Consider the following 23,811-nt stretch of genomic DNA (forward strand, 5'->3'; position numbering starts at 1 on the left):
TTAATTAGTTTGATACTGATTTCATAACAAGTAATAGTTTTGAACTAGATCTCTATGCAGTGTTGCTCATAATCATATAATTAATGGTTTACAGTTGCATATAAATGAGAGGTTCGCATGGAACAATGGGTTCAACGTCAAAGTGACAGAAAGCGTAGTTCAGACACTGGGCATGAATATTTATACAGAATCGATCAAAGTCGAATTATTAATTCAGTAGCATTCCGTCGACTACAATCAAAAACTCAGGTACATGGTGTCGGAGAAAGCGATTTTTTTAGGACCCGATTAACCCATTCAATGGAAGTCGCTCAGGTAGGTAACTCTATCACTCATCGTCTTAACTTTATTGCAAATCAAAGAGGTTGCTCAAGCAAAGACTGGGTAGCTCCTATTCCATTGATCGAAACGATTTGTTTAGCGCATGACTTGGGTCATCCTGCTTTTGGTCATAATGGAGAACGAACACTTAATTATTTTTTACATAATGACGGAGGTTTCGAGGGAAATGGACAAACCTTCAGAATACTAAGTAAGTTGGGAGAGTATTCTAGCGAATTTGGCTATAATCTTACGCGCAGGGCGTTGTTAGGTGTTATTAAATATCCGGTGCTTCATAGCCAGTTGAAGCATCAGTATCCTAGGCCTGAATTATCATCTGCCGCAGATATTAGCAAATGGTCTCCTCCAAAATGTATTCATGACACGGAAAAAGATGCGTTAGATTGGGTCTTAAGTCCTTTATCTGATCGAGACAAGGAACTATTTACTTCTGTAACTGAAGTGAAAGGTAAATTTAAATCTCAGTTTAAATCATTTGATACGAGTATTATGGAATGTGCGGATGATATTGCTTACGGTATTCACGACCTTGAGGATGCTTTAGTTATGCGCCTGTTACATCGAGATGAGGTGTGCGAAAAACTAAGTCATGAGCTTGAAGAATTATCTTTAATAGTTACCAAGCCTTGGAGTTCAACGAACAAAAACTATCTTTCAGCTAAATTATCTTCAGGTAGGTTAGAAGATACTAAGGCTGCTATCAGCAGTATTATAAATGTGTTGGTTCGTGGAACGACCATTAGTAAGCAAGATAAGTTTGAAAGTCCATTATTAGATTTTCAATGCATAATGGATAATGAACGTAAGGAAATTCTTGGTTCATTTAAAGACTTTGTTTATGAACAGGTTATATCTCAGCCTAGTGTTCAAACACTCGAGTTTAAAGGGCAAAAAGTCATTTCCGATTTATTTGTTGCTCTCAAATCGAAGCCGTATGCACTTTTACCAACAATTGTTCAAGAAAAAATAGTAGAAGATGCAAACATTGACCGTGTTATTGCTGACTATATTTCATCTATGACGGATACAGAAGCATGTAAATTGTACCAAAGACTCTTTACTCCAGAACAAGGTTCAATATTTGCTCCTTTAGTTTAAGTATGTAACAAATAAGGATAAGTGTCGCGCAGCGACACTTATCCGGATGTTGGACAAGCCCGCAGTGGCATTATTAAGGAAATAGCCTGGTTGAGCGCTCGGTTGCTTTCTGTGGTTTGGTTGGCACAGGTAACTGCCATATCGACAGGCTGAGCGTCATCAACAGGATAGTCAGTCACAATCCCAGGGAAAAATACAGGGATGTATTTTTAGGTTGTCGGTGCAAGGAGCGCCTACAACCGGCCGGACAGCACCAAAGAATTTAACAGGTATTTCTGGGCACTCTCTGAGTCAGCATAGAGTGTCTGGCGCACAAAGCATAATGCTGAGAAGGCGCTGGCTTTAAGCGCTATATACAAACTGCCCTGCTTCCTGGCACTGACTGTCGTAAAATGGTTTTGTGCATCAACACCTTGCCTTGATGAGCTTCTCTGTGGATACTGAAACTGTGTTTGGCTAAATCAAATCAATGCCATAGACAGGTTTTGACATGGTGGTCTCCGGTAATTCCGTAGTCAGACTTACCGAGTGTGGCAGAGCCTGATGAGGGAGCATGTCATTCCTTAGGCTTCAAGGAAGAATCAGTGGAAATTAATCTAAGAAACGCAGTACAAGCAGATGTTCAGCAAATAGCGAAAATCCATGTTAGTTCGTGGAAAGCAGCTTTTGATGGATTAATGCCAGATAATTATATTAACGGTTATACTCTTTCGTCTCGTGTAGAGGAGTGGCAGAAAACAATATGTACCAATGCCGAGAAAGTAGTTGTTGCTGAGTGTGGTGAGGTAGTTGTTGGTTTTATGTCTTATCGTATCCATCCTGAGAACTCAGAAACTATAGAACTTAGTAAGCTCTACCTATGTCCCAGTGTCTATGGGCAAAGGCTAGGAAGCAGGTTTATGAACCATCTAGAAGAAGAATCTCAAGCTCAGGGAATGAAGGCTATTCACCTATATGTGCTCGACACTAACGAAACGGCAATTCAGTTTTACTCTAAACATGGTTTCCAGTTCTCAGATGGTTGTATGTCTGAAGAGTTTGAAGGAACAACAATCATCGATCTACTGATGACCAAGCGAGTTTAAGGCAGATTCGCAACGTTTGGTATTTTTGGTTTGAATCGACATTAGTATTTTCGGAACAATGGTTTAGGTCAGGTGGCAGCGTTGCTCACTACTTAACGCGGCTACATGGACTCTCCCGGTTGTCAGCAATCGCGTCAGGTAATGAAAGGGACTGCCGTGTTACATTCGGTCTGTTCACTGACGATCACAGCTCGTGCGCCATGAAATGCATTGTCCACAGATATCGGTTGCCTTTTTTGGCAATTCTTCCAAGCCAGGCAGCAAACGTCTCAAGGAGTTTTTATCGCGTTATTGTTTTGTGGGTCAGCACTTTGCCTTGATGATCCTCGCCGTGGAAACTGAATTAATGCTTGGCTAAATTGATGCCATAGACAGATTTTGACATGGTGGCCTTCGGCGATGTCGTCATCAGGCTGACACAGTGTGGCAAAGCCTGATAAGAGGAGTTCATGCGATTCATAATGTACAAGGAGAAATACAGATGAGCCTTAAAGAACACTTTACATTGCTGGCCGCCTACAACCAAAGCATGAACACAAAGGTTTACGAGGCTGCGAGTCGTTTAGATAAAAAAGAGCTGACCAAGGATCGTGGCGCATTTTTTGGCTCTGTTTTCGGTACTTTGAATCACATTCTTGTGGGCGATATTATTTGGCTCAAGCGATTTTCCTCGCATCCGTCCTGCATGTCCTCTTTACGTGAGGTCGTCAATCTTCCCAACCCGAGTAGCTTGGATCAGATACTTTTTGAAGATTTCACTGCTTTATCCGAACAAAGATCTTGGTTGGATTGTCAGATTGTCTGTTGGGTAGATGAACTCACTGGGACAGATTTGGATCTCTTACTTAGTTATCACAATACCAAAGGCATTTCTGCTAACAAACGGTTTTCAAGTCTGGTTCTTCACTTCTTTAATCATCAAACCCATCATCGGGGGCAAGTATCTGCTTTGCTTTCTCAGGCCGGTGAAGATATTGGTGTGACAGACCTCTTGGCGCTGATTCCTGAGGAAGCTTGTGTTTAACCGGTTGCAGTTGGCGTAAGAACTATCACTTTAAAAGCGAAATTGATGACGTTGTTTTTTCGTCAAGTATCTGTCCAAGAGCTTTACTTAGCGAGCGACAACCAGCTTCAATCCAGATAATAACGTTGGCACATCTGCAGAAGGGCCGAGGATTGTTGAGAGTGCTATTTTTTGTGGATTAGTACCTTGCCTTGGTAGTCTCCAGCTATTATGTAATCAGACTTTCAAGGTGTGGCAAACCTGAAGAGGGGAGTCTATATTATTCATTCTGCATTACTAATCTCACTTGTTTTGGAGCCATGATCATGACTGATGACAGAATGCTGCGAACCTCAAGAAACTTGCCTTTCACACCCAAGGAAGTATATAGCGCATTTGCATCGGCAGAGTTATTAGCGTTGTGGTGGGGGCCTGATGGCTTCACCAATACATTCGAGGTTTTTGAGTTTACTGCAGGGGGGCGCTGGAAATTCGTAATGCATAGCCCTGATGGAGCAGATTATCTCAATGACAGTTTCTTCAAAGAACTTGTGCCTGATACTAAAATTGTGATTCATCATGATTGCCCTCCAAATTTCAAGCTTACTGTTAGCCTGACTCCAGAAGGTGATGGTACGCGCTTAACTTGGGAGCAAGTTTTTGACAACGCTGAAACAGCGCACGCTGTAAAAAAAAGGGCAGGTTTAGCAAATGAGCAAAATATTGATCGTCTAACAACTGTGCTAAGAGAAGTCTCGAATTGACAAATAAGGCTATGTGTTGCGTAGCCGACATGTTATCTGGATGTTGAACAAGACTGTGCCGATATATTAAGAAAACCGCCGGGTTGAGCGTGAAAACTCAGAGATAGAAGCAACATATTTAGTGCGGAGAAGAATTACACGATCAGGGTCGTAAATTGTTATTACTGTTATTAATAAATACGGACTTTATGACGAACAAGAACAATGACAGAAAAGCAGGCGGAATCACGCTTTTGAAGAATGGGGAAATGCTTTTCTCCCAAAGATATCGGTAGGCTTTCGGCTATTGAAAAATCAGATGAAATGGTAATTAAGCACGATATCTTAACTTCTGATGCAAGCATTCATGGTGTATCTTTAGGTGATCATGCTTCAGGAAACTGTTCGTATGTGGCTTTACTAATGGAATTTTATTACATCACTGACATCCTTGTCGTGTCGGTGTTAAATACCATTAAGGATATCGAGAATGGAATTAATTCGAAAATTTAAAAAAAGAAGAGCAATCAAATCATATATAAAGAAACTTCCAAGTATGCTTAAAAGGGATTACAGGAAATCAAAAAGATATACCCCAAAACAGGTTAAAAGTACGATCGAGAGAGGCTACCTATCTGTCAGGGTAGGAGCATACTTTATTAAACCGAATCGGTAATTACGCTTATATATGCACTTTACGTTTTAATGCCTATAGAAATTAAGCCAAAAAATACTGAATGTTTGCATGATAGGCATTTGTTAACGTTTTTACAAAGTGTGCTCTCGCCCTGCACTATTGATGTCTTGTAACAGGCATCGCCAACCCACGTAAAATTATGCGGTGAAAAAGTTTTTTCAATTTTTATAAATTCCATGCATATTTCCTTTTTTATGATGATATTTATTTTTGCAGAATATTTTTAACCGCTTGTTCAATGTTAGGGTATTTGAATTCATACCCCGCATTGACGATTTTATGAGACACCAAATGTTGCCCATGAAAAGAATCGATAGCGTGATTTTTGCCAGCTTTTGTATTGGCAATGGCTTTATATATATCCTGCGAAGAAGCCGGTTGTGGTGCCACAGAATTATAGACACCATCTAAATTATGTTGCACCGCAAAGGCAAAAATGCCCGCCATGTCGTCCACGTGGTTCCACGGAAATGCATCTGGGCTTGATTGCAAAGCCAGTTGCGGATTCGCACTTACCGCACTTTCAAAAATTGGAAAAATACCACCATCTTTCCCAAGCACCAACGATACTCTTATTTTAGAAACGTGGCCAGCCATACCATCAGTTTTAAATTCATCTGCGGCAGCTTCCCAATCGATACATAATTGTGCATCAAAGTCCGTGCCTGGTTCTCCGTTCTCGTCGATTTCCATTGTTTTGTCGGTATAGCCATAGTAACCAATAGCCGATGCCGATACAAAGCCCGTCAGTTTTTGATTGCGTTCTTTTAATTTTTTCCGCAGAAAATCTGCCGCTCCAATTCTTGTCTCACGTACCAGTTGTTGTCTTTCGGGAGTGAGCGGTGTTCCGTCATTGAGTTTTGACCCAGAAAGATGAACGATATAATCTACATCATCCAATGCTTTTTCGTTTATCGTCCAGTTTTCTAGATTCCATTCGTATTCATTTGAAGCACGAGGCATTCTTGTTAATAATTTAATCGTGTAATTGCTTTCCAATTTTGAAATTAAATGTCTGGCAACAAAACTATTGGCTCCGGTTATCAATACTGTTTGTTTCATTCTGTTTCCTTTTGATTATTGCATAAATTTCGCTTAAAGATACGAAATATATACTATGATAGCATAGAATTATCAGGGCGGGATCGCACTTTGTTAAAGCTATTGATTTACCAAATAATGTAATGATCTAATAAGGAAAAATTTACTCGGTTTCTTTATATGTCACTTTTCCATCACCTGTCTTTAGTTGAACTGGAAATCGCGTCAAGAAACTGCGGCAGAAATGCGCCAAAGAAGAGTAATCCTTTGGGGTTCAATAAAGCGGCAAATAAACTCCGGCGAAAAGCGGCAGCAGGGCTGTCTACTTGCGTTTTTTTGAGTGTGTCTGAGGTGCAGGGTGAGAGCATACTAACTTTTTCATTCATATAACAAACACTTCGTGTATTTTTTGAACTAAAAGTTTTTATCTTCTCGGCAATTTTCGTAAAATTGGCCTAGATTTTAAGCTCGTTTACCACTTGAACAAGAAATAAACGAAGTATGCTCGCGCCCTGGCCTATCTGTGGTGTATGCATGTTACGGTATTGCTATGTTTTCAAACAGGAAAGACTTCGATCAGTTTCATCAAGAAATCGGCGAAAATTGCGATTATGATGCGATGCGTTGTGAGATAGGAGATATCTACTTTAATGGCAGCTCAGATTTCAGCGTCAGTGACATAACTTCGGCCTCATCAGATTCTGGTGGGGGTATTGATGCTGGAGGTTTTTCTGGTGGAGATAGCGGTGGCGGTGGTGGCGACTAAATATCGGGGGTAAAGATGGATGTAAGCTTAGGTTGTTGACGCCGGGAGCGCCTGTAAACGATCAGAAGCACCTGATTTAATTACAACAAATAAACAACCCGAATAATTGGCCGCTACAACAATATGCCACTGATTTAGTGGTGGTTTTCACTGGGCGATCACCGAATCATGGAGAAAGAAAATAGCAGTGCCGATTGATCTGGCTCAAGCGCTGGAGGCTGCATCAGAGGCGCGAGCCACATGGGATGAGACTAACTGGATATGCTGGATAGTTTCAGCTAAACAGGCGAAGGTCGGGAATGACAAGGACAGTCACGTTCAAGACAAATTGATGACGTTGTTTTTCGTTAAGTGTCTGCCCAAGAACTTTACGATCCGCGACACAACCCGTTTTCATCTGGATGACAACGTTGACTTGTATGCAAAATGACCGAAGACTGTTGAGTGTTCATGTCCAGGGCGACCGCATGAGTGCTTAGTTTTTCATCACCTGACAAAAACCAGCACTTAATACAGCCTCAAGCATTGATGTATTCATCATGCATCGCTTTTGTTTTCCGACGATGCTGAGCTTGGTTGGCACATGCAATTGCCGTATCGACAGGCTGAGTGTCATCAACAGGATAGTCAGCCACAATCCCAGGGAAAAATACATGGATGTATTTTTAGGTTGTCGGCGCAAGGAGCGCCTACAACCGGCCCGGACAACATCAGCAAAATCAAAGGCTTTTCTGGGCACTCTTTGAGCCAGCAAAGAGTGTCTGGCGCGCAACGTAGAATGTTGGACAAGGCGCTGGTTTTAAGCGCGACATACAAAGTGATTCAATGGGGCTGGAGGCTAAACTCACTCCCCCCAGCATAACTGTCTGCTAAAATACTATGTCGTTCGTTCAGGGAAAGTTTCATAGGGAGGTCATCAAATCATGGAAACAGAAAACAGCTGTGTTGAATTCGACGCGCAATTGCTTCGCCCCAGGGACTTGGGCGGGGACAGTGAGTGGGCTTTTGTTGTGTTGCCTCAGGAGGTAAGCGCAACGTTGCCAAGGCGTGGTCGTATCACTGTTTCAGGCACCTTAAACGGTAACAGTTTCACTGTTTTGCTTGAACCGGATGGCAAGAAAAGCCATTGGCTGCGTATCGACCGGGCTCTGCTGGCGGCTTCAGGTGCCAGTATTGGTGACACGGCACATTTCGAGATTTTCGCCGGGGAGGAACCTGAACCGGACGTGCCGGAGGATCTGGCTCAAGCGCTGGAGGCGGCACCTGAGGCGCGAGCCACATGGGATGCGACGACGACCATTGCCCGTGTAGACTGGATTCACTGGATAGTTTCGGCCAAGCAGGCCAAGACCCGCGTGAAACGCATTCATGACGCATGCGACATGCTTGCTTCGGGGAAGAAGAGAGTGTGTTGCTTTGACCCGTCAGGTTTCTACAGCAAAGCGTTCAGTGCGCCACAGGCTGAAGAGTAGAAAAACGGCATGTAACGTGTCGAGGCAGCACTGGTTTTTAAGTGCGATACACAAATCAGAACCAGATTTGGCACGTTTTACAGTGTAAATGAGATGGTTTACCTAACACAGGCATCCATGCCTGATACGTTGCTATTTGATTGACCGAGAAGCTGTGCGTTAACGGCGGAAGTGACGACCCCGTGATGAGCGCTCTTTATGGGCTGATGCGGCTTTGGCTTGCGACTTCAAAATGGATTCAACCGTCAGTGCCATTGGCTCTTTAGGCTTCAGGCCATGTGGGAAAGGGCGGGCGCGTGGCGGTAATTCATACTCTTCGCTCGTTGCGCGAGGCATACGCTTAAAGCGGTACAGGTAAAAGTTTTCCAGTTTCTCTCTTGCCCAGTCTGTTTTATTTAGATATTTCACACTGCTGGCAATCGAGGGGTTGACGTGAAAACAGTTAAACCGCATTGCTGTATCCAGAATGTCCCATCCGTAAAAATCGACCAGCTCTTGCAGTAAGGTTTCTAACTTAAGACCGTGCAATGGATTATTTTTTTGTAGTTCAATTCTTTCTTCATCTGTCATCATAACGCGTTCCTGAGTTTTTCACGTACCGGGGCTGGTTGGATTGGGTGGTATTCGCTCAACGCTTCAATTTAATACCAGAGCGGCACGAATGAGTAAGCTGTGCCATGAAGGTTGAGGGCACGGGATTCTAGCAGACTCGGCCTTGCTTCCCTATTATTATCGCTATTAATAGCAAGGATGGAGCAAACCTTTTCCAGTGCCAACTCGCAACAAGCTGTCTTAGCCACTCGTTTTTACAGCAGCGCTTCACCAGTGCCTTTCAGCACTTTTTCAACCACACGCACCACTTTAGAGGTGGTGTAAATAACATCGGCAATCTTGCTGGAATCGTGTTTGGCCTTTTTGGCCAGCGACGTCAGGGTGATAAGGTTCGTCACCGCACTTTGGGTACGCGCAACGCCCAGATCGGGTAATGCCAGTGCTTCGCTGAGTTGGGTCAACAGCAGGTTGATGTCTTGCTGTAATTGCAGCGCCTGATCATAATCCAGCGTGATTTCTTTCACCTTGCGCAGCTCATTGATAGCTTCAGCCAGGTAGTTGCCCAATGGCTTGTCGATCATCTCACCCCTCCTCGCAAACAAGTTGATCATCTCTGAGCGCAAAGCCGGTTTCGCAGCTACCCAGCAGAGTGTTCAGTGATGAATAATGTCGGCCGGTTTCGCTGAGCTCGCCTGCAATACGGATGAAGGCTTTACCGCTGAACTCGTTGTTAGCGACCAGTTCGGAAATCGCGTGGTGCTTCTCTTTCAGTGTCTGCGTAGCTTTGGCTAGTTGCTTGAAGATCAGCGCTGTGGAGGCGATATCCACTGAGCGCTGAGTCAGGCTTTCAATTTGCGCGATCACTGCCTCATGGCTGAGCTTTCCCTGTGTTTTCATGATGTTGAAGCGACGGATATCGGTACTGAGCATATCCCGGCGTTCCGACAGCAGGGCGGCGTACAGTCTGCCGGAGGACAGGCGCTGGCTGATGGTATCGCAGATAGTGCTGATGGTCGGGTCGGCCCTGATAATGATATCTTTCAGGGCTTTGCGCCGCTGAGATTCTGCTACCGTGGCGCCTATCCCTGCGATGGCAGATGACAGTATGTGGAAGGTGTCATCGCTGGCATCCAGCAGGGGGGTATTGGTCAGGGCAAGATACTGTTTGTTTGCTGAGATCAGCGAACCGCTTAGTTTGGCAGCGGCAAAGTCAATGTCGCTGCGGTATTTGGCGTCTGCCAGTTCGCTGAGGGCCTGGCTGTAGTCTTGCAGGGAACGGTTCAGGGCGTATAGCGCGAACTGTTGTTGAGTAATATCGGCATAGGTTTTTGCCTGTTGCGTCATCCGGTCGGAGGTCAGCAGAGTGCTGGGGCGTTCCAGTTCCAGCGCCAGTGTGTTGGTGGCCCGTTTTGTCTGTAAGGTTTTGGTTTCCTGCATCATGTCGCCCAGCTGGCTGGTGAGCAGATTACTGGCTTGCGCATACAAACCAACATCATTACTGGTATTCTGGCTGCAGGCAGAAAGAAAAAGCAGGCCAGCAGTGATGATACTCACTCTTGCAGCGCTAGCTCGGACGGGCATATGAAATTCCAATGACAATATAAAAACGTATATGCATAACATAAATGCTATTGGTTGAGTATTCCCGCCAATTAGGGTTCGGGCGAAGGGAAATGTGCAGCGGGTAACAGTTTCGCTTTACCTTCCACTGGGGGGAAGCTTTAGTCTGCCTGTTGTGTGCTGCAATGATTGTGACTTTGGAGGTAACAGTGGGATGTTGTAATCAGCCGCCTGATGGCGGCAGTGGTAATATCGGTTTGCTGGTGAAAACCGTACTGGTTATGGCTGTCGTGATTGCGCTATTGGCCGCGATTTTTGGCTGAGGGGTGTCAATTGATACCTTGCTGCCGATGTGCGATATGACTGCATACGATAGTCGATGCGGTTGACTCATGATTGAAAATTGCGTATTTTGCGACCGAATTATGTTTTTGGACCACTCTGCAATGTTTTACATCCTATTCAAGAATTTTGTCAGGCGACTGTGCTCCGCGCATTAACACGATGAAGTGTTGCTCGGAGCTGAATGTCTTCTGAATCTTCATCAGATATAGCCGTCATTCCCTGATCCTTCAGGGGAGTTGTCTGTATCTGATGAATGCAGAGTACAGGCCGACGATGACCTTCATCGTCGGCCTTTTAGTTTCTGACCGAGAATCAGTCAGTAGCTAGTTTCAAGATTGCTTGAAGCGAGGGGCCGGTATGCCTTATACCGCCCCTCGTTTTTTTATGGATGTAATACAATGAGTTTACTCACAATTCAAAATCTGACTTACCACATCGGCGATAAAACCCTGTATCAGCAGGCCGGTTTCACTCTGTTTCCCGGCGAGCATATCGGGGTGACTGGCAAGAATGGGGTGGGGAAGAGTACCCTGCTGAAATTGCTGCAATCCGAGTTGCTGCCCGACAGCGGTGACATTCTCTGGCAGCCCGCCGTGCTGGTCGGCTATCTGGATCAGCATGCAGAATTGGATCCCCAGTTGACGGTACGTGGTTACCTGCAATCGGCATTTGCCGATTTGTACACACTGGAAGCTGAAATGATGGCCATTTACGCCTGCCCGGAGAAAAGTGCCCGCGACAGTTTTCTGACCCGTGCCGCAACGATTCAGGCGATGCTGGAAAGCCAGTCCTTTTATGTCACTGATCACAAAATAGAGGCGGTGGCTGAAGGGTTGGGGATTACCCAGTTCGGCATGACAACGCCGCTCGGCGCTTTGAGTGGTGGTCAGCGCCACAAAGTGATGCTGGCAACCCTGCTGTTGGTATCGCCGGATGTGCTGTTGCTGGATGAACCGACCAACTACCTTGATACCGTGCATGTCGACTGGCTGGCTGATTATCTGACTGGCTTTACAGGCGCCTTCATGGTGGTGTCACACGATAAGGCTTTTCTGAACCGGATTGCGACCGGCATCTGCGATATCGACAGACAACAAATCCGCAAATACAAGGGTAATGTTGAGAAAGCGATGGCGCAGAAAGCCAGCGACGATGCGGCTCATGCCAAGCAGTATCAGGCCCAGAAAAAGCACATTGATAAGCTGGAGCAGTTCATTGCCAAAAACGGCGCTGGCGTCAATGCGAGCATTGCTAATGGCCGCAAGAAACAGCTGGCGCGGATTGAGCGCATGGCAGCGCCGGAGTCAGAAAAAGCGGTGTCGTTTTCGTTCCGGGCTGCGGCACTGAGTGCCCAGACTGTGCTGGCGGCTACCGGGCTGGAAATCGGCTATACCCGCTCTTTGCTGCCTCCGATGAATCTGAGCCTGCAGCGCGGTGAAAAAGTCGTGATTGCCGGATTCAATGGCATCGGAAAGTCCACCCTGCTGAAAACCCTGGTGGGCGAGCTGGCAGCGATGTCTGGTCAGTTGGAATTATCACAAGGGCTCAAGCTGGGCTACTTTGAGCAGGAACTGCACTGGCCGTTTCAGGATGCCACGCCCGTGAATCTGGTGAAGTCAGTTTGTCCCGGACTGGATGACAAAGCGGCCAGGCAGCATTTGGCGCGCTTCGGCCTGTCCGGCAAGCTGGCCTTGCAGCCTGTCGGCTCGCTCAGCGGAGGAGAACAGACCAAAGTGAAGCTGTGTCGTTTAGCATTGCAGCCGGTAAATCTGCTGGTGCTGGATGAGCCGACCACCCATCTGGATGCCACGGTGAAAGCGGCGCTGAAGCAAGCGCTGATCGACTTTAGCGGGACTGTCATCATGGTGTCGCACGAGCGGGATTTTGTCGCTGGATGGCCGGACCGGGTGGTTGATATTCAACCTGCCGGTAAAATTGAAAAAGCAGCACTGGCTTAAGGTGAGAACAGTAAGATGAAGTTTGTTTTGTTTTTTATTGCATTTCTGGTTGGCGCCGATGAATTGATGTTGGGGCCAATACTGGCCCCTATCGGTAATGATCTGGGGGTTCCGCCAGAACGCATCACTTTATTTATTACCGCTTATAGTGTGGCGTTAGCCGTAATAGCGCCTTTACTCGGTGCATACTCTGACCGTCGCGGACGCTTAGCTGTGATGATTCCGGCGTCTGTTCTGTTTGGTCTGGCTTCTGTTGCGACTGGGCTGGTGGAGACGTTTGAAGCTGGAGTTGTGACGCGTGTTGTCACGGGACTGGCCAGCGCCGGGATGTTGCCTATTGCCTTTGCGCTTGCTGCAGACTCAGGAGGGGAAGATGCCATGAAGAAGATTGCCTGGGTACAGTCGGGTCTGACTCTGGGAATGATTGCCAGTCCGGCACTTGGCGCGGTACTGGCTGAAACATTGACTTGGCGGGCCGCGTTTGTCGTGTTGGGAGTCTGTGCCTGGCTTGTGGCTGTTTCGCTGGCGTTTGTATCAGTCAGACAGCCACACCGGGCTGAGCAACCGGCGACGGGGAACGAAGACGTTTCTGTTAATGTCTGGTCGATCCCCGGCGCCGCAGGTGCCTTGTTAGCGATGTGCTTTGGTTTGGGGGGCGGAATTGGATTGTTTAATCTGGTAGGTCAGCATTTGCGCGATACGCAGGGTCTATCCATGTGGAGCGTCGGCATTGTGTATGCTGTGCTTGGTGTGATCAGTGTCATAGGCAATGTGCTTATGCCTCGTGTGACCGGACGGCTGGAAAGTGGACGTCAGACAATGCGCATAGCGCTGAGTGTCTGTGTGGTTGTCAGTGTCTGGTTTTATCTTTCGCCGGCGGAAAATCTGATCGCGCTTATTCCGTTGTTGTTGCTTTGGGCTTTGGCTGGTGGCGTTGGTTCTCCGGCGTTGCAAAGCTATATCTCGGAGCTGTCAGTGGTACATCGCGGTGTTCTGATGTCACTGGCTATGACGATGATGCATTTGGGCGTGGCGATCTGGTCTGGTATTGCTGGTGCTGCGTATAGCACCGGGCAATACAGTATGGCGTTGCTGGCAATTGCGCTGTTTGGGATAGCGATCATCGTCCTGCAACCAGTCAAAATCAAGCATAGTGAATGAGCCGGAGAGAGGCGTAAAGTCATGTGATTCCCTGCCCCGCACAGTCATCATTATGCGGGGCAGGGATGATCGGGGACTAGGGAATTACGCCCATCCGGACAGGACAATTTTTCCTATCATTGTTCCTTGCTCTACTATGGCATGGGCTTGGCGCAGGTTCTCAGCGTTGATCGGTGTCAGGTGCTCCTTCATGGTGGATTGCAGGGTATCGGCATCAATCTGCTTGCTGATCTGATTGAGCAAATTACCCTGCTCGGCCATATCATGGGTTTGATACATGGAGCGGGTAAACATGAATTCCCAGACGAAACCGGCACTTTTGCTTTTTAACGGTTCCATATCCAATGGCATATCACTTTCGACAATACTGCAAATCATGCCCTGGGGTTTGATGACTTGCGTCATGGTTGCCCAGTGGCCGGCTGTGTCATTGAGGCAGAAGATGTAGTCCACTGCCGGGAAGCCGAGTTCAGCCAGTTGTGCCGCCATATCCTGCCTGTGATTGATGGTGTGATCGGCGCCCATCTTATGGCACCAGTGCTGGGTGTTTTCCCGTGATGCCGTTGCGATTACCGTCAGCCCTGAAATCTGGCTGGCCAGTTGAATTGCTACAGAACCGACACCGCCAGCACCACCAATGATCAGCAGGCTTTGCTGATCCTGTGTGCCTTTGGGGTTGATATTGAGCCGGTCAAATAATCCTTCCCAAGCGGTGATACTGGTCAGAGGGAGTGCGGCCGCTTCCGCCATCGACAGTGATTGCGGTTTTTTTCCGACAATGCGTTCATCAACAAGCTGGTATTCGCTGTTGGTGCCGGGGCGAGTGATATCGCCAGCATAGAATACCTCGTCACCAACGGAAAACAGGGTGACGTCTTCACCGACAGCGACGACCGTCCCTGCAGCGTCCCAGCCCAGAACACGAGGCTGTGGTTCAATTTTGTCTTTGGGGGCTCTTACTTTGGTATCAACCGGATTGACCGAGACGGCTTCCACCCTCACCAGAATATCCTTGCCTGATACAGCCGGTGCTGAGAGTTCGACATCCATCAGGCTGTCCGGGTTTGATACAGGTAAATAATGGGTCAGTGCGACAGCTTTCATTGGGGGTTCCTCAAGCGTGTTGGTTGTAATAAGGATAATCGGTGTAGCCGGTTTCATTTCCGCCAAACAGGGTGGTGGGATCGGAAATGACATTCAGCGGTAATTGATGCTGCAAGCGGTAGGGCAGATCGGGGTTGGCCAGGAACGGGCGGCCGAAAGCAACCATATCGACCAGGCCAGCCTGCAGTAACTGGTGAGCCGTTGCATGAGTATAGTTACCTGCCACCATGATGCTGCCTGTAAACATCTCTCTCAACGCTGTCCGGAACTGAGGTGACACCTGAGGCGCGTCATCCCAGTCTGCTTCGGCCAGGTGAATATAGGCAATGCCGAGCCGCTGGAAGTGTTTGGTCGCTTCTAAAATGGCTTCTGTTACTGAAGGATCATTCATGCCCCGCTGAGTAATGAAAGGCGCAAGCCGGATCCCGACATTTTCGGCACCAACCGCCTTGCAGACCGCTTCAACAATCTCAATAGCAAAACGGATGCGATTTTCAATTGAACCGCCATACTCATCGGTTCGATGGTTGGATGTACTGCGCAGGAACTGGTCGATTAAATAGCCATTTGCAGCATGAATTTCCACCCCGTCGAAGCCGGCTTCGATGGCATTGATTGCTGCCTGACGATAGTCTTCAATGATAGCCTGGATCTCATGATGCTCCAGCGCTCGGGGAACAGGGCAGTCCTGCATGCTGCCTACGCCGTCTTCATCAACCACCCAGACTTGTGCGTCAGGTGCAATGGCTGAAGGTGCAACAGGTTGGCCGTCGTCGTGAAATGACGGATGTGACATCCGGCCGACATGCCAGAGCTGTGAATAAATTTTACCGCCTTTAGCATGGACGGCCTGCGTGATAAGGCGCCAGCCCTGTATTTGTTCAAAGGAAAAGATACCGGGTGTGAAAGAATAACCTTTACCCTGCGGTGAAATTTGTGTGGCTTCAGTGATAATCAAACCCGCACTGGCACGCTGGGCATAGTATTCAGCCATCAGACGATTGGGAATATCACCGGGTTGGGTAGTGCGGGATCGTGTCATTGGGGCCATTGCAATCCGGTTGGGAAGCACAGCAGCACCAAGTTGATGTGGTGTGAACAGTAGTGAATCTGACATCATGAATCTCCGTGGGTCATCGTACATTCATCAGAATGATGTACGAGTATTGGGTTCAGTCATAAGACATTTACAGTGTATTGATTCGGAAAATATTTATAATTAGCGTAAATACGAAAACATACTTCATAAAAGCTGAATAATATGGCAAAAACAGACGACATGGCCTTGTTTGTTCAGGTGGTGAAATCAGGTGGACTGGCGGCTGCAGGGCGTAAGCTGGGGTTGTCGCCTGCCAGTATGACCGCCAGGATGAATCAGCTGGAACACAGATATCAAACCCGTTTGCTGAACAGAAATACCCGGCATATTTCAATGACTGAAGCGGGCTATCGATTTTACGAGGCTTGTCTGAGAGTCGTGGAAGAAGTGGAAGCCGCTGAAGCGGTATTAACGCAATGTGAGGCGGAACTGTCAGGTTCCTTGCGTATTACTGCGCCATCCGATTTTGGCAGGCAATATGTGGCGCCGGCATTGGCGGCGTTTTCAGAGGCCCATCCTAAGGTTGCGCCGCATCTGTATCTGACCGATGGCATGGTAAAACTGGTGGATGAAGGCATAGATATTGCCATCCGGCTGGGCAACTTGCCTGACAGCAACCTGATTGCAAAGTCGTTAGTACAAAATCGCCGTGTGGTGTGTGCATCGCCGGCTTACCTGGCGAAAGCGGGGCACCCGGAGCACCCCAATGATCTGCTTCATCACAGATGTTTAGTGATGGAGTGGGCCGGACAGATTATGAATGAGTGGCACTTTGTCACTGATAATGGCCCCATAACGGTGGAAGTTGAACCGGCGATGATTTGTACCGATGGAGCCTTGGTACGTCAATGGGCTGTGGAAGGCTATGGTATCACGATGAAGTCCTGGTGGGATGTTCGGCAGGATGTGCTGGACGGCCGGCTACAGGTGCTGTTTGATGATCAGGTCAGAGGATTGAGTCTCAGTGATACCGATTCAGTGGCGTTACAGCTTGTTTATCCCGGTCGGAAATTTCAGCCAAGGCAAGTTAACGCCTTTTCGCAGTTTCTGATGGACTGGATGGAAAAATGAAAAGACTTCCCTAGCGTACGCTTCAGGGAAGTCGCCACAGTGATTGTCTTGTCCTCAGGCAACAGAAACCTGCACATGGCAACCTTGCCGGTAGAGCATCTGCATCAGCAGGCCTGCGGCCAGCACTATAACGCCCATAATGACAAAACCCATTTCGGTGATCTGCAGGTAGCTTAATGCCGCAATCAAGACATAACTCAGGCTCTGGCTCAGGGTCGAGAATAATTTCAGACCGCCTTCTATCCGCCCGCGCTCATGCACATTAACTTCGTGGTTGAGCTTATTGGTGCGGGCGATACGGTTTAAGGCGTTGAAAAAGCCCAGGATCACGGTGAGAGAGACCAGTACAACCGGCGTTAACCAGACGGCCATGATAATCAGCAGGCTCCCCATGATTATCACGGAGTACATCATGGCTTTTTCATGGCTGATGCGTGCCAGCAAACGCGTTACCAGCAGGCCGGTAAGCAAGGCGCCGATGCCATAGCTCAGCGACCAGGACGCAAACCAACTGCCACTGATGTTGTGCTCAGAGAAATACACAGGTACCAGTTTCGCCAGATAGGTGAGCATAGGGTAGGTCAGGCAGGATAACGCCAGAAACAGGTAGAAAGCGGGCTGGCGGGTAAAGATGGTTCTGCTCTCTGCCAACTGTCTGAAAAACGCCTGAGGTTGACTGGATGACAGCCGGCGGCGATACGGTGTCAGCCAGTAGCTCAGCGCGGCAATGCCAGAGGCCAGCGTTGCCAGCAAGGCGAACTCGCTCATCGACCAGGATGTCAGCAGCACTATGCCCGCCGCCCCGGCACTCAGTGTGGTCAGTTGTATGACGACTTCCTGCTGACCCGTCACTCTGGCGTAGTCTGCCTTGTCATAGTTTTCCTGAGTGAAGGCATTATTGGTGCTCCAGGCGACATCGTTGGTCAGCCAGAAAATCAGTTGCGCCAGTGCCAGCAACCAGATGGAATCGGCCTGAAACCGGAAGGCGATCAGTACAGACAGTGCGGTCAGCGACTGAATAACCTGGATGACTATCAGAATGGCTTTGCGAGAATGTCTGTCAATCAGCGTGGCGGTGAAAGGGGTGGCGATAAACGACAAGGCAGTGCAAGTGAGCGAGACAGCCGCCACGAAGACTCCCATGTCGCCCTGATTCAGCATGATCCAAGGCAGTGCCAGCATGAACATCCCGGATGAAATACCGTCAAAAAAGCGCCCGGTGAGATAAGTTGCAGTGCGTGACATCCGTGTTTCCTTATTCTTTATTGTTAAGTGATGGGCAGAGCTTAAAACCTCAAGTAAACTTGAGGTCAAGAATAAAATACAAAATATCAGCATGTAAGGATTGGCGATGGAAATGACAGTCGGACAGGTCGCTGAACGCTCCAATGTAAAAGTGTCTGCGTTACATTTTTACGAGCAGAAAGGACTGATTCAGAGCTGGCGCAACGCAGGTAATCAGCGCCGATATGATCGCAGTGTGCTGCGCCGGATTGCGGTGATTAAAACCGCGCAGCAGCTGGGAATGTCGCTGGAGGAAATCGGCGAAGCGCTGTCTCATCTGCCGTTGGATCACGCACCGACACAGAAAGAATGGCAGGCAATGGCGAACTTATGGCGGCATCAGCTTGATGAACGAATAATCAAATTACAAAAACTCAGGGATTCGCTGGGCGATTGTATCGGTTGTGGCTGTCTGTCACTGAACCGGTGTCAGCTTCGTAACCCCGATGATACGCTGGCAGATGAGGGTCATGGCGCGGTGCTGCTTGAACATCCGCGCTGAAACATTGTGGCTTAGTGGTTAAGGTTACAGGACGCGCGCCAGTTTCTGGCTGAAAAAATCGACCGCTGCCCTGATTTTCGGCACCTGATAGCGGGGCGTGTAATACAGCAGATATAGCCCCAGGCGCTCGGCAGACAGGCAGACCGGTGCAGGAAGGTCGACCTTGATGAGTTTGCCTTCGCCCCGGTCTTCGAAGGTTGACCAGTCTGGCAGCAGCGCCATCACTTTTCCTGCCATCATCAGCTCACGAATATAGCGGCCGGAATTGGTTACAACATACGGCTCCAGTTCCAGAGGCAGCCATTGCCCTTCTCTGACGATCCCCCACTTTAAAATGTGCTTTGGACTCCGATAGTAAGCAAGATGGTGAGCGTGCAGTTCAGTATGATCAGTTGGCAGGCCATATCGCTCAATGTACTGAGGTGTCGCGCACAGATGTGGCGTGTTATCGCATAACCAGCGTGCGTGAATACGTTCATCCGGCAGATATCCGCCACGAATAGCGATATCAATTTCGGCTTTCGACAGATCGGTCAGGCGGTCTGACACATCGATATCAAGTTTGATATCAGGATACAGCGTCTCGAATTCACTCAGATGCGGCAGTACCTGACTGTCAAAGTAGTGGCTCATACAACTGATGGTCAAAATGCCCGACGGGGTTTGCTGATAGGTGTTCACCAGCTCCTCCGCCTGACGAATTTGCTCAAGGACCTGCTGACATTGTGTCAGGTAGGCTTTGCCTACTTCAGTCAGGTTGATGGTCCGCGTACTGCGTTTGATGAGCTCAGTGCCGAGCTGCGCTTCAAGCCAGCTCAGCTGCCGCGAGGCGCTGGAAACGGGAAGACGTAATTGCTTTGCGGCGCTGGAAATGCTGCCACACTGTAATGTGGTGACGAACACTTCCATGGCTTTGAGTTTATCCATGTTTATTTTCCCATTTCACGCAAAAGTGTTTCTTTAATTTGCGGTCTTATTTTCATTTTCAGCAAGAGTTAGAGTGTGCCTCAAGACAACGACAGGAACAAGATCATGAATTACAGTGCCATTCTTCTGAAAAAACGCCCAGACATCACCATCACGTCAGATATTTTTGAAAAAGTGTCTAAGCCAGTGCCGGAAATCGCTGAGGGCGAGTTTCTGGTCAAGCAAACCCATATGTCACTGGACCCGGCCATGCGCGGCTGGATGAGTGCTGATCGTGAAAGTTATATTCCGCCTGTGGAGCTGGGAGAAGTGATGCGCTCAAGCGGCATCGGTGATGTGGTGGAATCCCGCCACCCGGATTTTCCGGTGGGAACCCGTGTGATGGGTATGATGGGCTGGACGGAATATTTTGTTGCCAAAGGCGGTTTGTCGCCAGTGCCGACCAGTGTGCCGCAGGAAGCTCTGCTCTCTGTGGTTGCGCTGCCGGGCGTGACGGCCTATCACGGCTTGTATGAAGTGTTGAAACCGCAGGCGGGACAGACACTGGTAGTGACTGGCGCAGCAGGTTCAGTGGGATCTATGGTTGGCCAGTTAGCGAAGCTGGAAGGCGTGACAGTCATCGGTGTGGCTGGCAGCGATGAAAAATGCCACTGGCTGACAGAGACACTGGGTTTTGATGCCGCAATCAACTATCACGATGAGGATTTTGCTGCCAAGCTGGCAACCACCGCCCCCAACGGCATTGACTTATTCTTTGAAAATACCGGCGGTGTTGCACAGCAGCACATTTATCAACGCATGAACGCCCATGGTCGTGTGGCTGTCTGCGGCATGATCGCCGATTACAACACCGCGACACCGCAACCTGGTCCGAACTGGATGAATATTGTGCGTAAACGACTGATGATTCAGGGCTTTACCATGCCGGACCATTTCCATCGGTTTGCGGAATACGGTCAAAAACTGGCAGAGTTGATGATGGCCGGCAAGCTGCAGTATCGTGCTCATACCCTGCAGGGTCTGGATAGTGCCATTGAAGGGATTAACCTGCTGTTCTCCGGTGAGAATAAAGGTAAGTTGATCGTCGAGCTTTAAACGCTTTCACGGCCGTATCGATGGAAACGGCCGTGCTGTATGGCAGTGTCTGCGATTAGAATTTCATTTGATCGTTTCCGGGCCAATGGTAGACATATTCATCAACCACTGTACCGTCCGGTGCCTGCCAGGTTTGCGCACAATACTCTGTTCCCCCCATCCGCTGATAAAAACCTATGGCCGGCAGATTGGACGCCAGCACTTCCAGATACAGGCTGTCTGACTGAGCGTGCTCGGCCATAATCTTTTTTGCCGTCGCGAGAAGCTGCTTGCCAATGCCCTGTCCTTTTATTTCAGGGTTAACGTGCAGGCTATCGACCAGCGTGCCTAACTCAGGATGGGCATCCAGCTCTATGCAGATAAAGCCACACATTTTCCCGTTTTGTTTCGCAACAAGAATATGCCGCTGGCTCATGGGCTGAGTCAATCGCGAGTACCAGGTCTGAAATCTGTCTTGATGGATATCGTGCATCAGATATTGTTCTGACAAGTCGTTGCAATACACAGCCTGCCAGTTGCGAACATGCAGTTCGGTAATAGCGGAATGATCATCAAGCGTGGCGTAATCAATGGTTAGCATAAGGGACTTTTTCTCTTAACATACTGCTTTAAAAGTATTATGCATGAATGGCGTATCAGGGGAAGCTGGCAGCAAAATTTCACCTGTAACAGGGCGATAAAACCTTATCTGCCTCAAATTTTTGTTGCCTGCACCGTGATTTCATCCCGGTAATGAATAACACTGCTGGCGGCTGAAGTACTTTCAGGGATAAATGAAGCGATGATCAAAGCGCTTTATGAAAGCTATCAGTAAATAATGATAACGATAATGACGTGTACGAACAGAAAGAGAACACCACCATGTCGACAAAGACCATTCTGGTTGTGGATGACGATGTCGAAATCCGCGAGTTATTGCAGGAGTATCTGGTTAAATCCGGCTATGAGGTGATAACCGCAGAAGATGGCGTTGCCATGAAGAAACAGCTTGAAGCGCATACGCCCGATGTCATCCTGCTGGATGTGATGATGCCGGGGGACGACGGCTTTACATTGTGTCAGTTTGTACGGAAATCATCGGAAGTACCGATTATGATGCTGACAGCCGCTTCCGATGAAATGGATCAGATTCTGGGGCTGGAGATCGGCGCTGATGACTATATCGCTAAGCCATTCAGTCCGCGTCAGTTGCTGGCACGCATTAAGGCGCTGCTGCGTCGAACCCGCCCTGTGGCCGCGGAGGAGTTGGTACAGCCAACGGCATTACCGCGCGCTATCCGGTTTGGACACTGGCGTCTGGAGACTTTGTCTCACCGACTATATGACCTTCAGACAGAACAGGACTATGAACTGACGGGCGGCGATTTCAGTTTGCTGATGTTATTTTTATCCCGTCCCAATGAAGTGCTGGACCGGGACACCATTTCCAATGCTACCCGGGGCCGCGAAGCGCTGCCGTTTGAACGGGGGATAGATGTTCAGCTCAGCCGGTTAAGACAGCGGCTGGGCGACAGCGGTAAACATCCTAAATACATCAAAACCATGCGGGGTAACGGTTATATTTTTACCGCGCCAGTGACCTATGAAAATTAAATAAAACCAGTAAGATAACGCGGATGAACAGCAAAGTATCAGAGTATGCTGAATCTGATTGAAGTTAACGTTAAGGTAATTGAAACACTATGGCACGATTAGACATTCTCACCGCCCCGGATCCCCGCTTAAAAGAGCAGGCCATTCCTGTGACTGATGTTGCTTCTGTTCAGACACTGGTGGATGACATGCTGGAGACTCTGTACGCCACCTCTAATGGCATTGGCCTGGCGGCGACTCAGGTTGGTCGTCGTGAAGCTGTGGTGGTGATTGATATCTCAGAAACCCGAGATCAACCCTTAGTGCTGATTAATCCGGTCGTGGTGAGCGGTGAAGATAAAGCCATGGGGCAGGAAGGCTGCCTGTCGGTGCCGGAGTATTACGCTGATGTTGAACGTTATCAGTCTGTGGTTGTTACAGCGCTTGATCGTCAGGGCAATTCAGTAACGATTGAGCGTGATGATTTTCTGGCAATTGTGATGCAGCACGAAATTGACCATCTGCGCGGAAATCTGTTCATTGATTATCTGTCACCTCTCAAACGACAAATGGCGATGAAGAAAGTCAAGAAAGCCGTGAAGGTAATGGCGAAAACAGCCTAAAGATAATGAATAAAATCATCCGAGTGAGCCTGATGGCGAGTATTTTGACAAGCTGTGCGAGTGAACCGCAAGAGGAGCCTGTAATCCATGATGCTTGGCTGGAACTGGTCGCAGGGAAAATAGAAAAGAATGGTGGAAAAGTCATCTGTGCTAATCCGATATATCAGAAATGTATGAATATTTCTGAAGGTGTGTGCACCGTTGAGATATCACCTGCTTCGAATCATTGTGCTTCAGATTCCATCAAACGTTATGGGGCTTTGTCTGAAGCAAATATTGAAGATTATTTCGTGAATTATCAGGCTTGCATGATGTTTGAACATGCCCGGTTATATGACCTTGACTGGCTAGTGCCACTTCGGTGTATGAGTAAAAATGCGAATGATCATTTTGACAGTCGATCGCTTCAGATATTATTTGACTGAGTATCTTCAAAGAGAATGAACAAGTAATGTATTCGACTTGTCAGGGCAGCAGGGCGAGAGCACGTATGCTCATTTTTTATCCAAACCTTGGATTCCCGCCAATATTACTTGCTCCAAATAGGCAATATTCATGGCAGCTATTTTCTGCTTTCGCCTGATACTCGCCTTTTTACTTGTTTCTAATCGAAGCATGTTAAGAGCCATGTGACGCACACCAGCCAGGAGTTCGGCGGCATTGCCACGATAGATTTGGCAAGCATCTTCATTCATCGTGACATCAAGCACC

The 23,811-nt window shown here is 48.1% G+C and carries 26 protein-coding genes; 16 read left to right on the top strand and 10 right to left on the bottom strand.

Features of this window, described 5'->3' with window-relative positions:
• The first annotated feature begins 117 nt into the window (after nucleotides 1–117).
• The 5 genes from L6J37_RS18095 to L6J37_RS21510 all read left to right on the top strand — a co-directional run bounded on the left by L6J37_RS18095 (nucleotide 118) and on the right by L6J37_RS21510 (nucleotide 4,947).
• Nucleotides 118–1,440, top strand: coding sequence for an anti-phage deoxyguanosine triphosphatase (locus L6J37_RS18095; RefSeq protein ID WP_218386154.1), 1,323 nt, complete (start codon nucleotides 118–120; stop codon nucleotides 1,438–1,440).
• 584 nt (nucleotides 1,441–2,024) lie between these two features.
• Nucleotides 2,025–2,525: a GNAT family N-acetyltransferase gene (locus tag L6J37_RS18100; protein ID WP_237796135.1), complete on the top strand. Its 501-nt coding sequence runs from the start codon at nucleotides 2,025–2,027 to the stop codon at nucleotides 2,523–2,525.
• A 481-nt stretch (nucleotides 2,526–3,006) separates the two neighbouring features.
• Nucleotides 3,007–3,549, top strand: a complete 543-nt coding sequence (locus tag L6J37_RS18105; RefSeq protein ID WP_237796136.1) for a DinB family protein — start codon at nucleotides 3,007–3,009, stop codon at nucleotides 3,547–3,549.
• 305 nt (nucleotides 3,550–3,854) lie between these two features.
• Nucleotides 3,855–4,292 carry an SRPBCC domain-containing protein gene (locus L6J37_RS18110; RefSeq protein WP_192016271.1) on the top strand — a complete coding sequence of 146 codons (438 nt, stop codon included), beginning with the start codon at nucleotides 3,855–3,857 and terminating at the stop codon, nucleotides 4,290–4,292.
• A 469-nt stretch (nucleotides 4,293–4,761) separates the two neighbouring features.
• Nucleotides 4,762–4,947 carry a DUF6559 family protein gene (locus L6J37_RS21510; RefSeq protein WP_442957018.1) on the top strand — a complete coding sequence of 62 codons (186 nt, stop codon included), beginning with the start codon at nucleotides 4,762–4,764 and terminating at the stop codon, nucleotides 4,945–4,947.
• Between the two features lie 225 nt (nucleotides 4,948–5,172).
• On the opposite strand, the gene L6J37_RS18115 is transcribed toward L6J37_RS21510, so the two are convergent.
• Nucleotides 5,173–6,030 carry an NAD-dependent epimerase/dehydratase family protein gene (locus L6J37_RS18115; RefSeq protein ID WP_237796137.1) on the bottom strand — a complete coding sequence of 286 codons (858 nt, stop codon included), beginning with the start codon at nucleotides 6,028–6,030 and terminating at the stop codon, nucleotides 5,173–5,175.
• Between the two features lie 469 nt (nucleotides 6,031–6,499).
• Here L6J37_RS18115 and L6J37_RS18120 point away from each other — a divergent pair, with 469 nt between their 5' ends.
• The 3 genes from L6J37_RS18120 to L6J37_RS18135 all read left to right on the top strand — a co-directional run bounded on the left by L6J37_RS18120 (nucleotide 6,500) and on the right by L6J37_RS18135 (nucleotide 8,247).
• On the top strand, nucleotides 6,500–6,775 hold the full coding sequence (locus tag L6J37_RS18120; protein WP_330872808.1) for a DUF6559 family protein: 276 nt from the start codon (nucleotides 6,500–6,502) through the stop codon (nucleotides 6,773–6,775).
• 187 nt (nucleotides 6,776–6,962) lie between these two features.
• Nucleotides 6,963–7,205, top strand: coding sequence for a YdeI/OmpD-associated family protein (locus L6J37_RS18125; protein ID WP_237796139.1), 243 nt, complete (start codon nucleotides 6,963–6,965; stop codon nucleotides 7,203–7,205).
• Between the two features lie 493 nt (nucleotides 7,206–7,698).
• Nucleotides 7,699–8,247, top strand: a complete 549-nt coding sequence (locus tag L6J37_RS18135; protein WP_237796141.1) for a YdeI/OmpD-associated family protein — start codon at nucleotides 7,699–7,701, stop codon at nucleotides 8,245–8,247.
• 159 nt (nucleotides 8,248–8,406) lie between these two features.
• Here L6J37_RS18135 and L6J37_RS18140 read toward each other — a convergent pair whose 3' ends face one another.
• From L6J37_RS18140 to L6J37_RS18150, 3 genes are all read right to left on the bottom strand, one after another.
• A complete protein-coding gene (locus L6J37_RS18140; protein WP_192016308.1) occupies nucleotides 8,407–8,817 on the bottom strand; it encodes a VF530 family DNA-binding protein in 411 nt (136 codons plus the stop codon).
• 236 nt (nucleotides 8,818–9,053) lie between these two features.
• Nucleotides 9,054–9,380 carry a hypothetical protein gene (locus tag L6J37_RS18145; RefSeq protein ID WP_237796143.1) on the bottom strand — a complete coding sequence of 109 codons (327 nt, stop codon included), beginning with the start codon at nucleotides 9,378–9,380 and terminating at the stop codon, nucleotides 9,054–9,056.
• Between the two features lies 1 nt (nucleotide 9,381).
• Nucleotides 9,382–10,353 carry a hypothetical protein gene (locus L6J37_RS18150; protein ID WP_237796144.1) on the bottom strand — a complete coding sequence of 324 codons (972 nt, stop codon included), beginning with the start codon at nucleotides 10,351–10,353 and terminating at the stop codon, nucleotides 9,382–9,384.
• Nucleotides 10,354–11,102: 749 nt separating this feature from the next.
• Here L6J37_RS18150 and L6J37_RS18155 point away from each other — a divergent pair.
• Together L6J37_RS18155 and L6J37_RS18160 are read left to right on the top strand one after the other, a co-directional pair.
• Nucleotides 11,103–12,662, top strand: coding sequence for an ABC-F family ATP-binding cassette domain-containing protein (locus L6J37_RS18155; RefSeq protein WP_237796145.1), 1,560 nt, complete (start codon nucleotides 11,103–11,105; stop codon nucleotides 12,660–12,662).
• Nucleotides 12,663–12,677: 15 nt separating this feature from the next.
• On the top strand, nucleotides 12,678–13,823 hold the full coding sequence (locus tag L6J37_RS18160) for an MFS transporter (RefSeq protein WP_237796146.1): 1,146 nt from the start codon (nucleotides 12,678–12,680) through the stop codon (nucleotides 13,821–13,823).
• An 84-nt stretch (nucleotides 13,824–13,907) separates the two neighbouring features.
• On the opposite strand, the gene L6J37_RS18165 is transcribed toward L6J37_RS18160, so the two are convergent.
• Both L6J37_RS18165 and L6J37_RS18170 read right to left on the bottom strand, forming a co-directional pair.
• Entirely contained in the window at nucleotides 13,908–14,927 is a 1,020-nt protein-coding gene (locus L6J37_RS18165) for a zinc-binding alcohol dehydrogenase family protein (protein WP_218386130.1), read from the bottom strand.
• 10 nt (nucleotides 14,928–14,937) lie between these two features.
• Nucleotides 14,938–16,047, bottom strand: a complete 1,110-nt coding sequence (locus L6J37_RS18170) for an alkene reductase (protein ID WP_272872729.1) — start codon at nucleotides 16,045–16,047, stop codon at nucleotides 14,938–14,940.
• Nucleotides 16,048–16,188: 141 nt separating this feature from the next.
• Between L6J37_RS18170 and L6J37_RS18175 the strand changes: the two genes are divergently transcribed.
• Nucleotides 16,189–17,097: a LysR family transcriptional regulator gene (locus tag L6J37_RS18175; protein WP_218386129.1), complete on the top strand. Its 909-nt coding sequence runs from the start codon at nucleotides 16,189–16,191 to the stop codon at nucleotides 17,095–17,097.
• Nucleotides 17,098–17,151: 54 nt separating this feature from the next.
• Here the strand turns inward: L6J37_RS18175 and L6J37_RS18180 are convergent, their stop codons facing one another.
• On the bottom strand, nucleotides 17,152–18,342 hold the full coding sequence (locus L6J37_RS18180) for an MFS transporter (protein ID WP_218386128.1): 1,191 nt from the start codon (nucleotides 18,340–18,342) through the stop codon (nucleotides 17,152–17,154).
• Between the two features lie 106 nt (nucleotides 18,343–18,448).
• On the opposite strand from L6J37_RS18180, the gene soxR reads away from it, so the two are divergent.
• Nucleotides 18,449–18,883, top strand: a complete 435-nt coding sequence (soxR, locus tag L6J37_RS18185; protein WP_218386127.1) for a redox-sensitive transcriptional activator SoxR — start codon at nucleotides 18,449–18,451, stop codon at nucleotides 18,881–18,883.
• A 24-nt stretch (nucleotides 18,884–18,907) separates the two neighbouring features.
• Here soxR and L6J37_RS18190 read toward each other — a convergent pair whose 3' ends face one another.
• Nucleotides 18,908–19,810 carry a LysR family transcriptional regulator gene (locus L6J37_RS18190; protein WP_237796147.1) on the bottom strand — a complete coding sequence of 301 codons (903 nt, stop codon included), beginning with the start codon at nucleotides 19,808–19,810 and terminating at the stop codon, nucleotides 18,908–18,910.
• Between the two features lie 105 nt (nucleotides 19,811–19,915).
• Here L6J37_RS18190 and L6J37_RS18195 point away from each other — a divergent pair, with 105 nt between their 5' ends.
• A complete protein-coding gene (locus L6J37_RS18195) occupies nucleotides 19,916–20,905 on the top strand; it encodes an NADP-dependent oxidoreductase (RefSeq protein ID WP_237796148.1) in 990 nt (329 codons plus the stop codon).
• A gap of 55 nt (nucleotides 20,906–20,960) precedes the next feature.
• On the opposite strand, the gene L6J37_RS18200 is transcribed toward L6J37_RS18195, so the two are convergent.
• Entirely contained in the window at nucleotides 20,961–21,485 is a 525-nt protein-coding gene (locus tag L6J37_RS18200; protein WP_237796150.1) for a GNAT family N-acetyltransferase, read from the bottom strand.
• Between the two features lie 281 nt (nucleotides 21,486–21,766).
• Here L6J37_RS18200 and L6J37_RS18205 point away from each other — a divergent pair, with 281 nt between their 5' ends.
• The 3 genes from L6J37_RS18205 to L6J37_RS18215 all read left to right on the top strand — a co-directional run bounded on the left by L6J37_RS18205 (nucleotide 21,767) and on the right by L6J37_RS18215 (nucleotide 23,525).
• Complete coding sequence (locus L6J37_RS18205; protein WP_237796152.1) at nucleotides 21,767–22,498, top strand: response regulator; 732 nt, start codon at nucleotides 21,767–21,769, stop codon at nucleotides 22,496–22,498.
• An 89-nt stretch (nucleotides 22,499–22,587) separates the two neighbouring features.
• Nucleotides 22,588–23,100: a peptide deformylase gene (gene def / locus L6J37_RS18210; RefSeq protein ID WP_237796153.1), complete on the top strand. Its 513-nt coding sequence runs from the start codon at nucleotides 22,588–22,590 to the stop codon at nucleotides 23,098–23,100.
• A gap of 5 nt (nucleotides 23,101–23,105) precedes the next feature.
• A complete protein-coding gene (locus L6J37_RS18215; RefSeq protein ID WP_237796154.1) occupies nucleotides 23,106–23,525 on the top strand; it encodes a hypothetical protein in 420 nt (139 codons plus the stop codon).
• 69 nt (nucleotides 23,526–23,594) lie between these two features.
• Here the strand turns inward: L6J37_RS18215 and L6J37_RS18220 are convergent.
• Nucleotides 23,595–23,811: transposase (locus L6J37_RS18220; RefSeq protein ID WP_442957017.1), on the bottom strand; the 217-nt coding region annotated here is incomplete at its 5' end.

The sequence above is a fragment of the Photobacterium sp. WH77 genome (assembly GCF_022014395.1).
GTDB classification, from domain to species: domain Bacteria; phylum Pseudomonadota; class Gammaproteobacteria; order Enterobacterales; family Vibrionaceae; genus Photobacterium; species Photobacterium arenosum.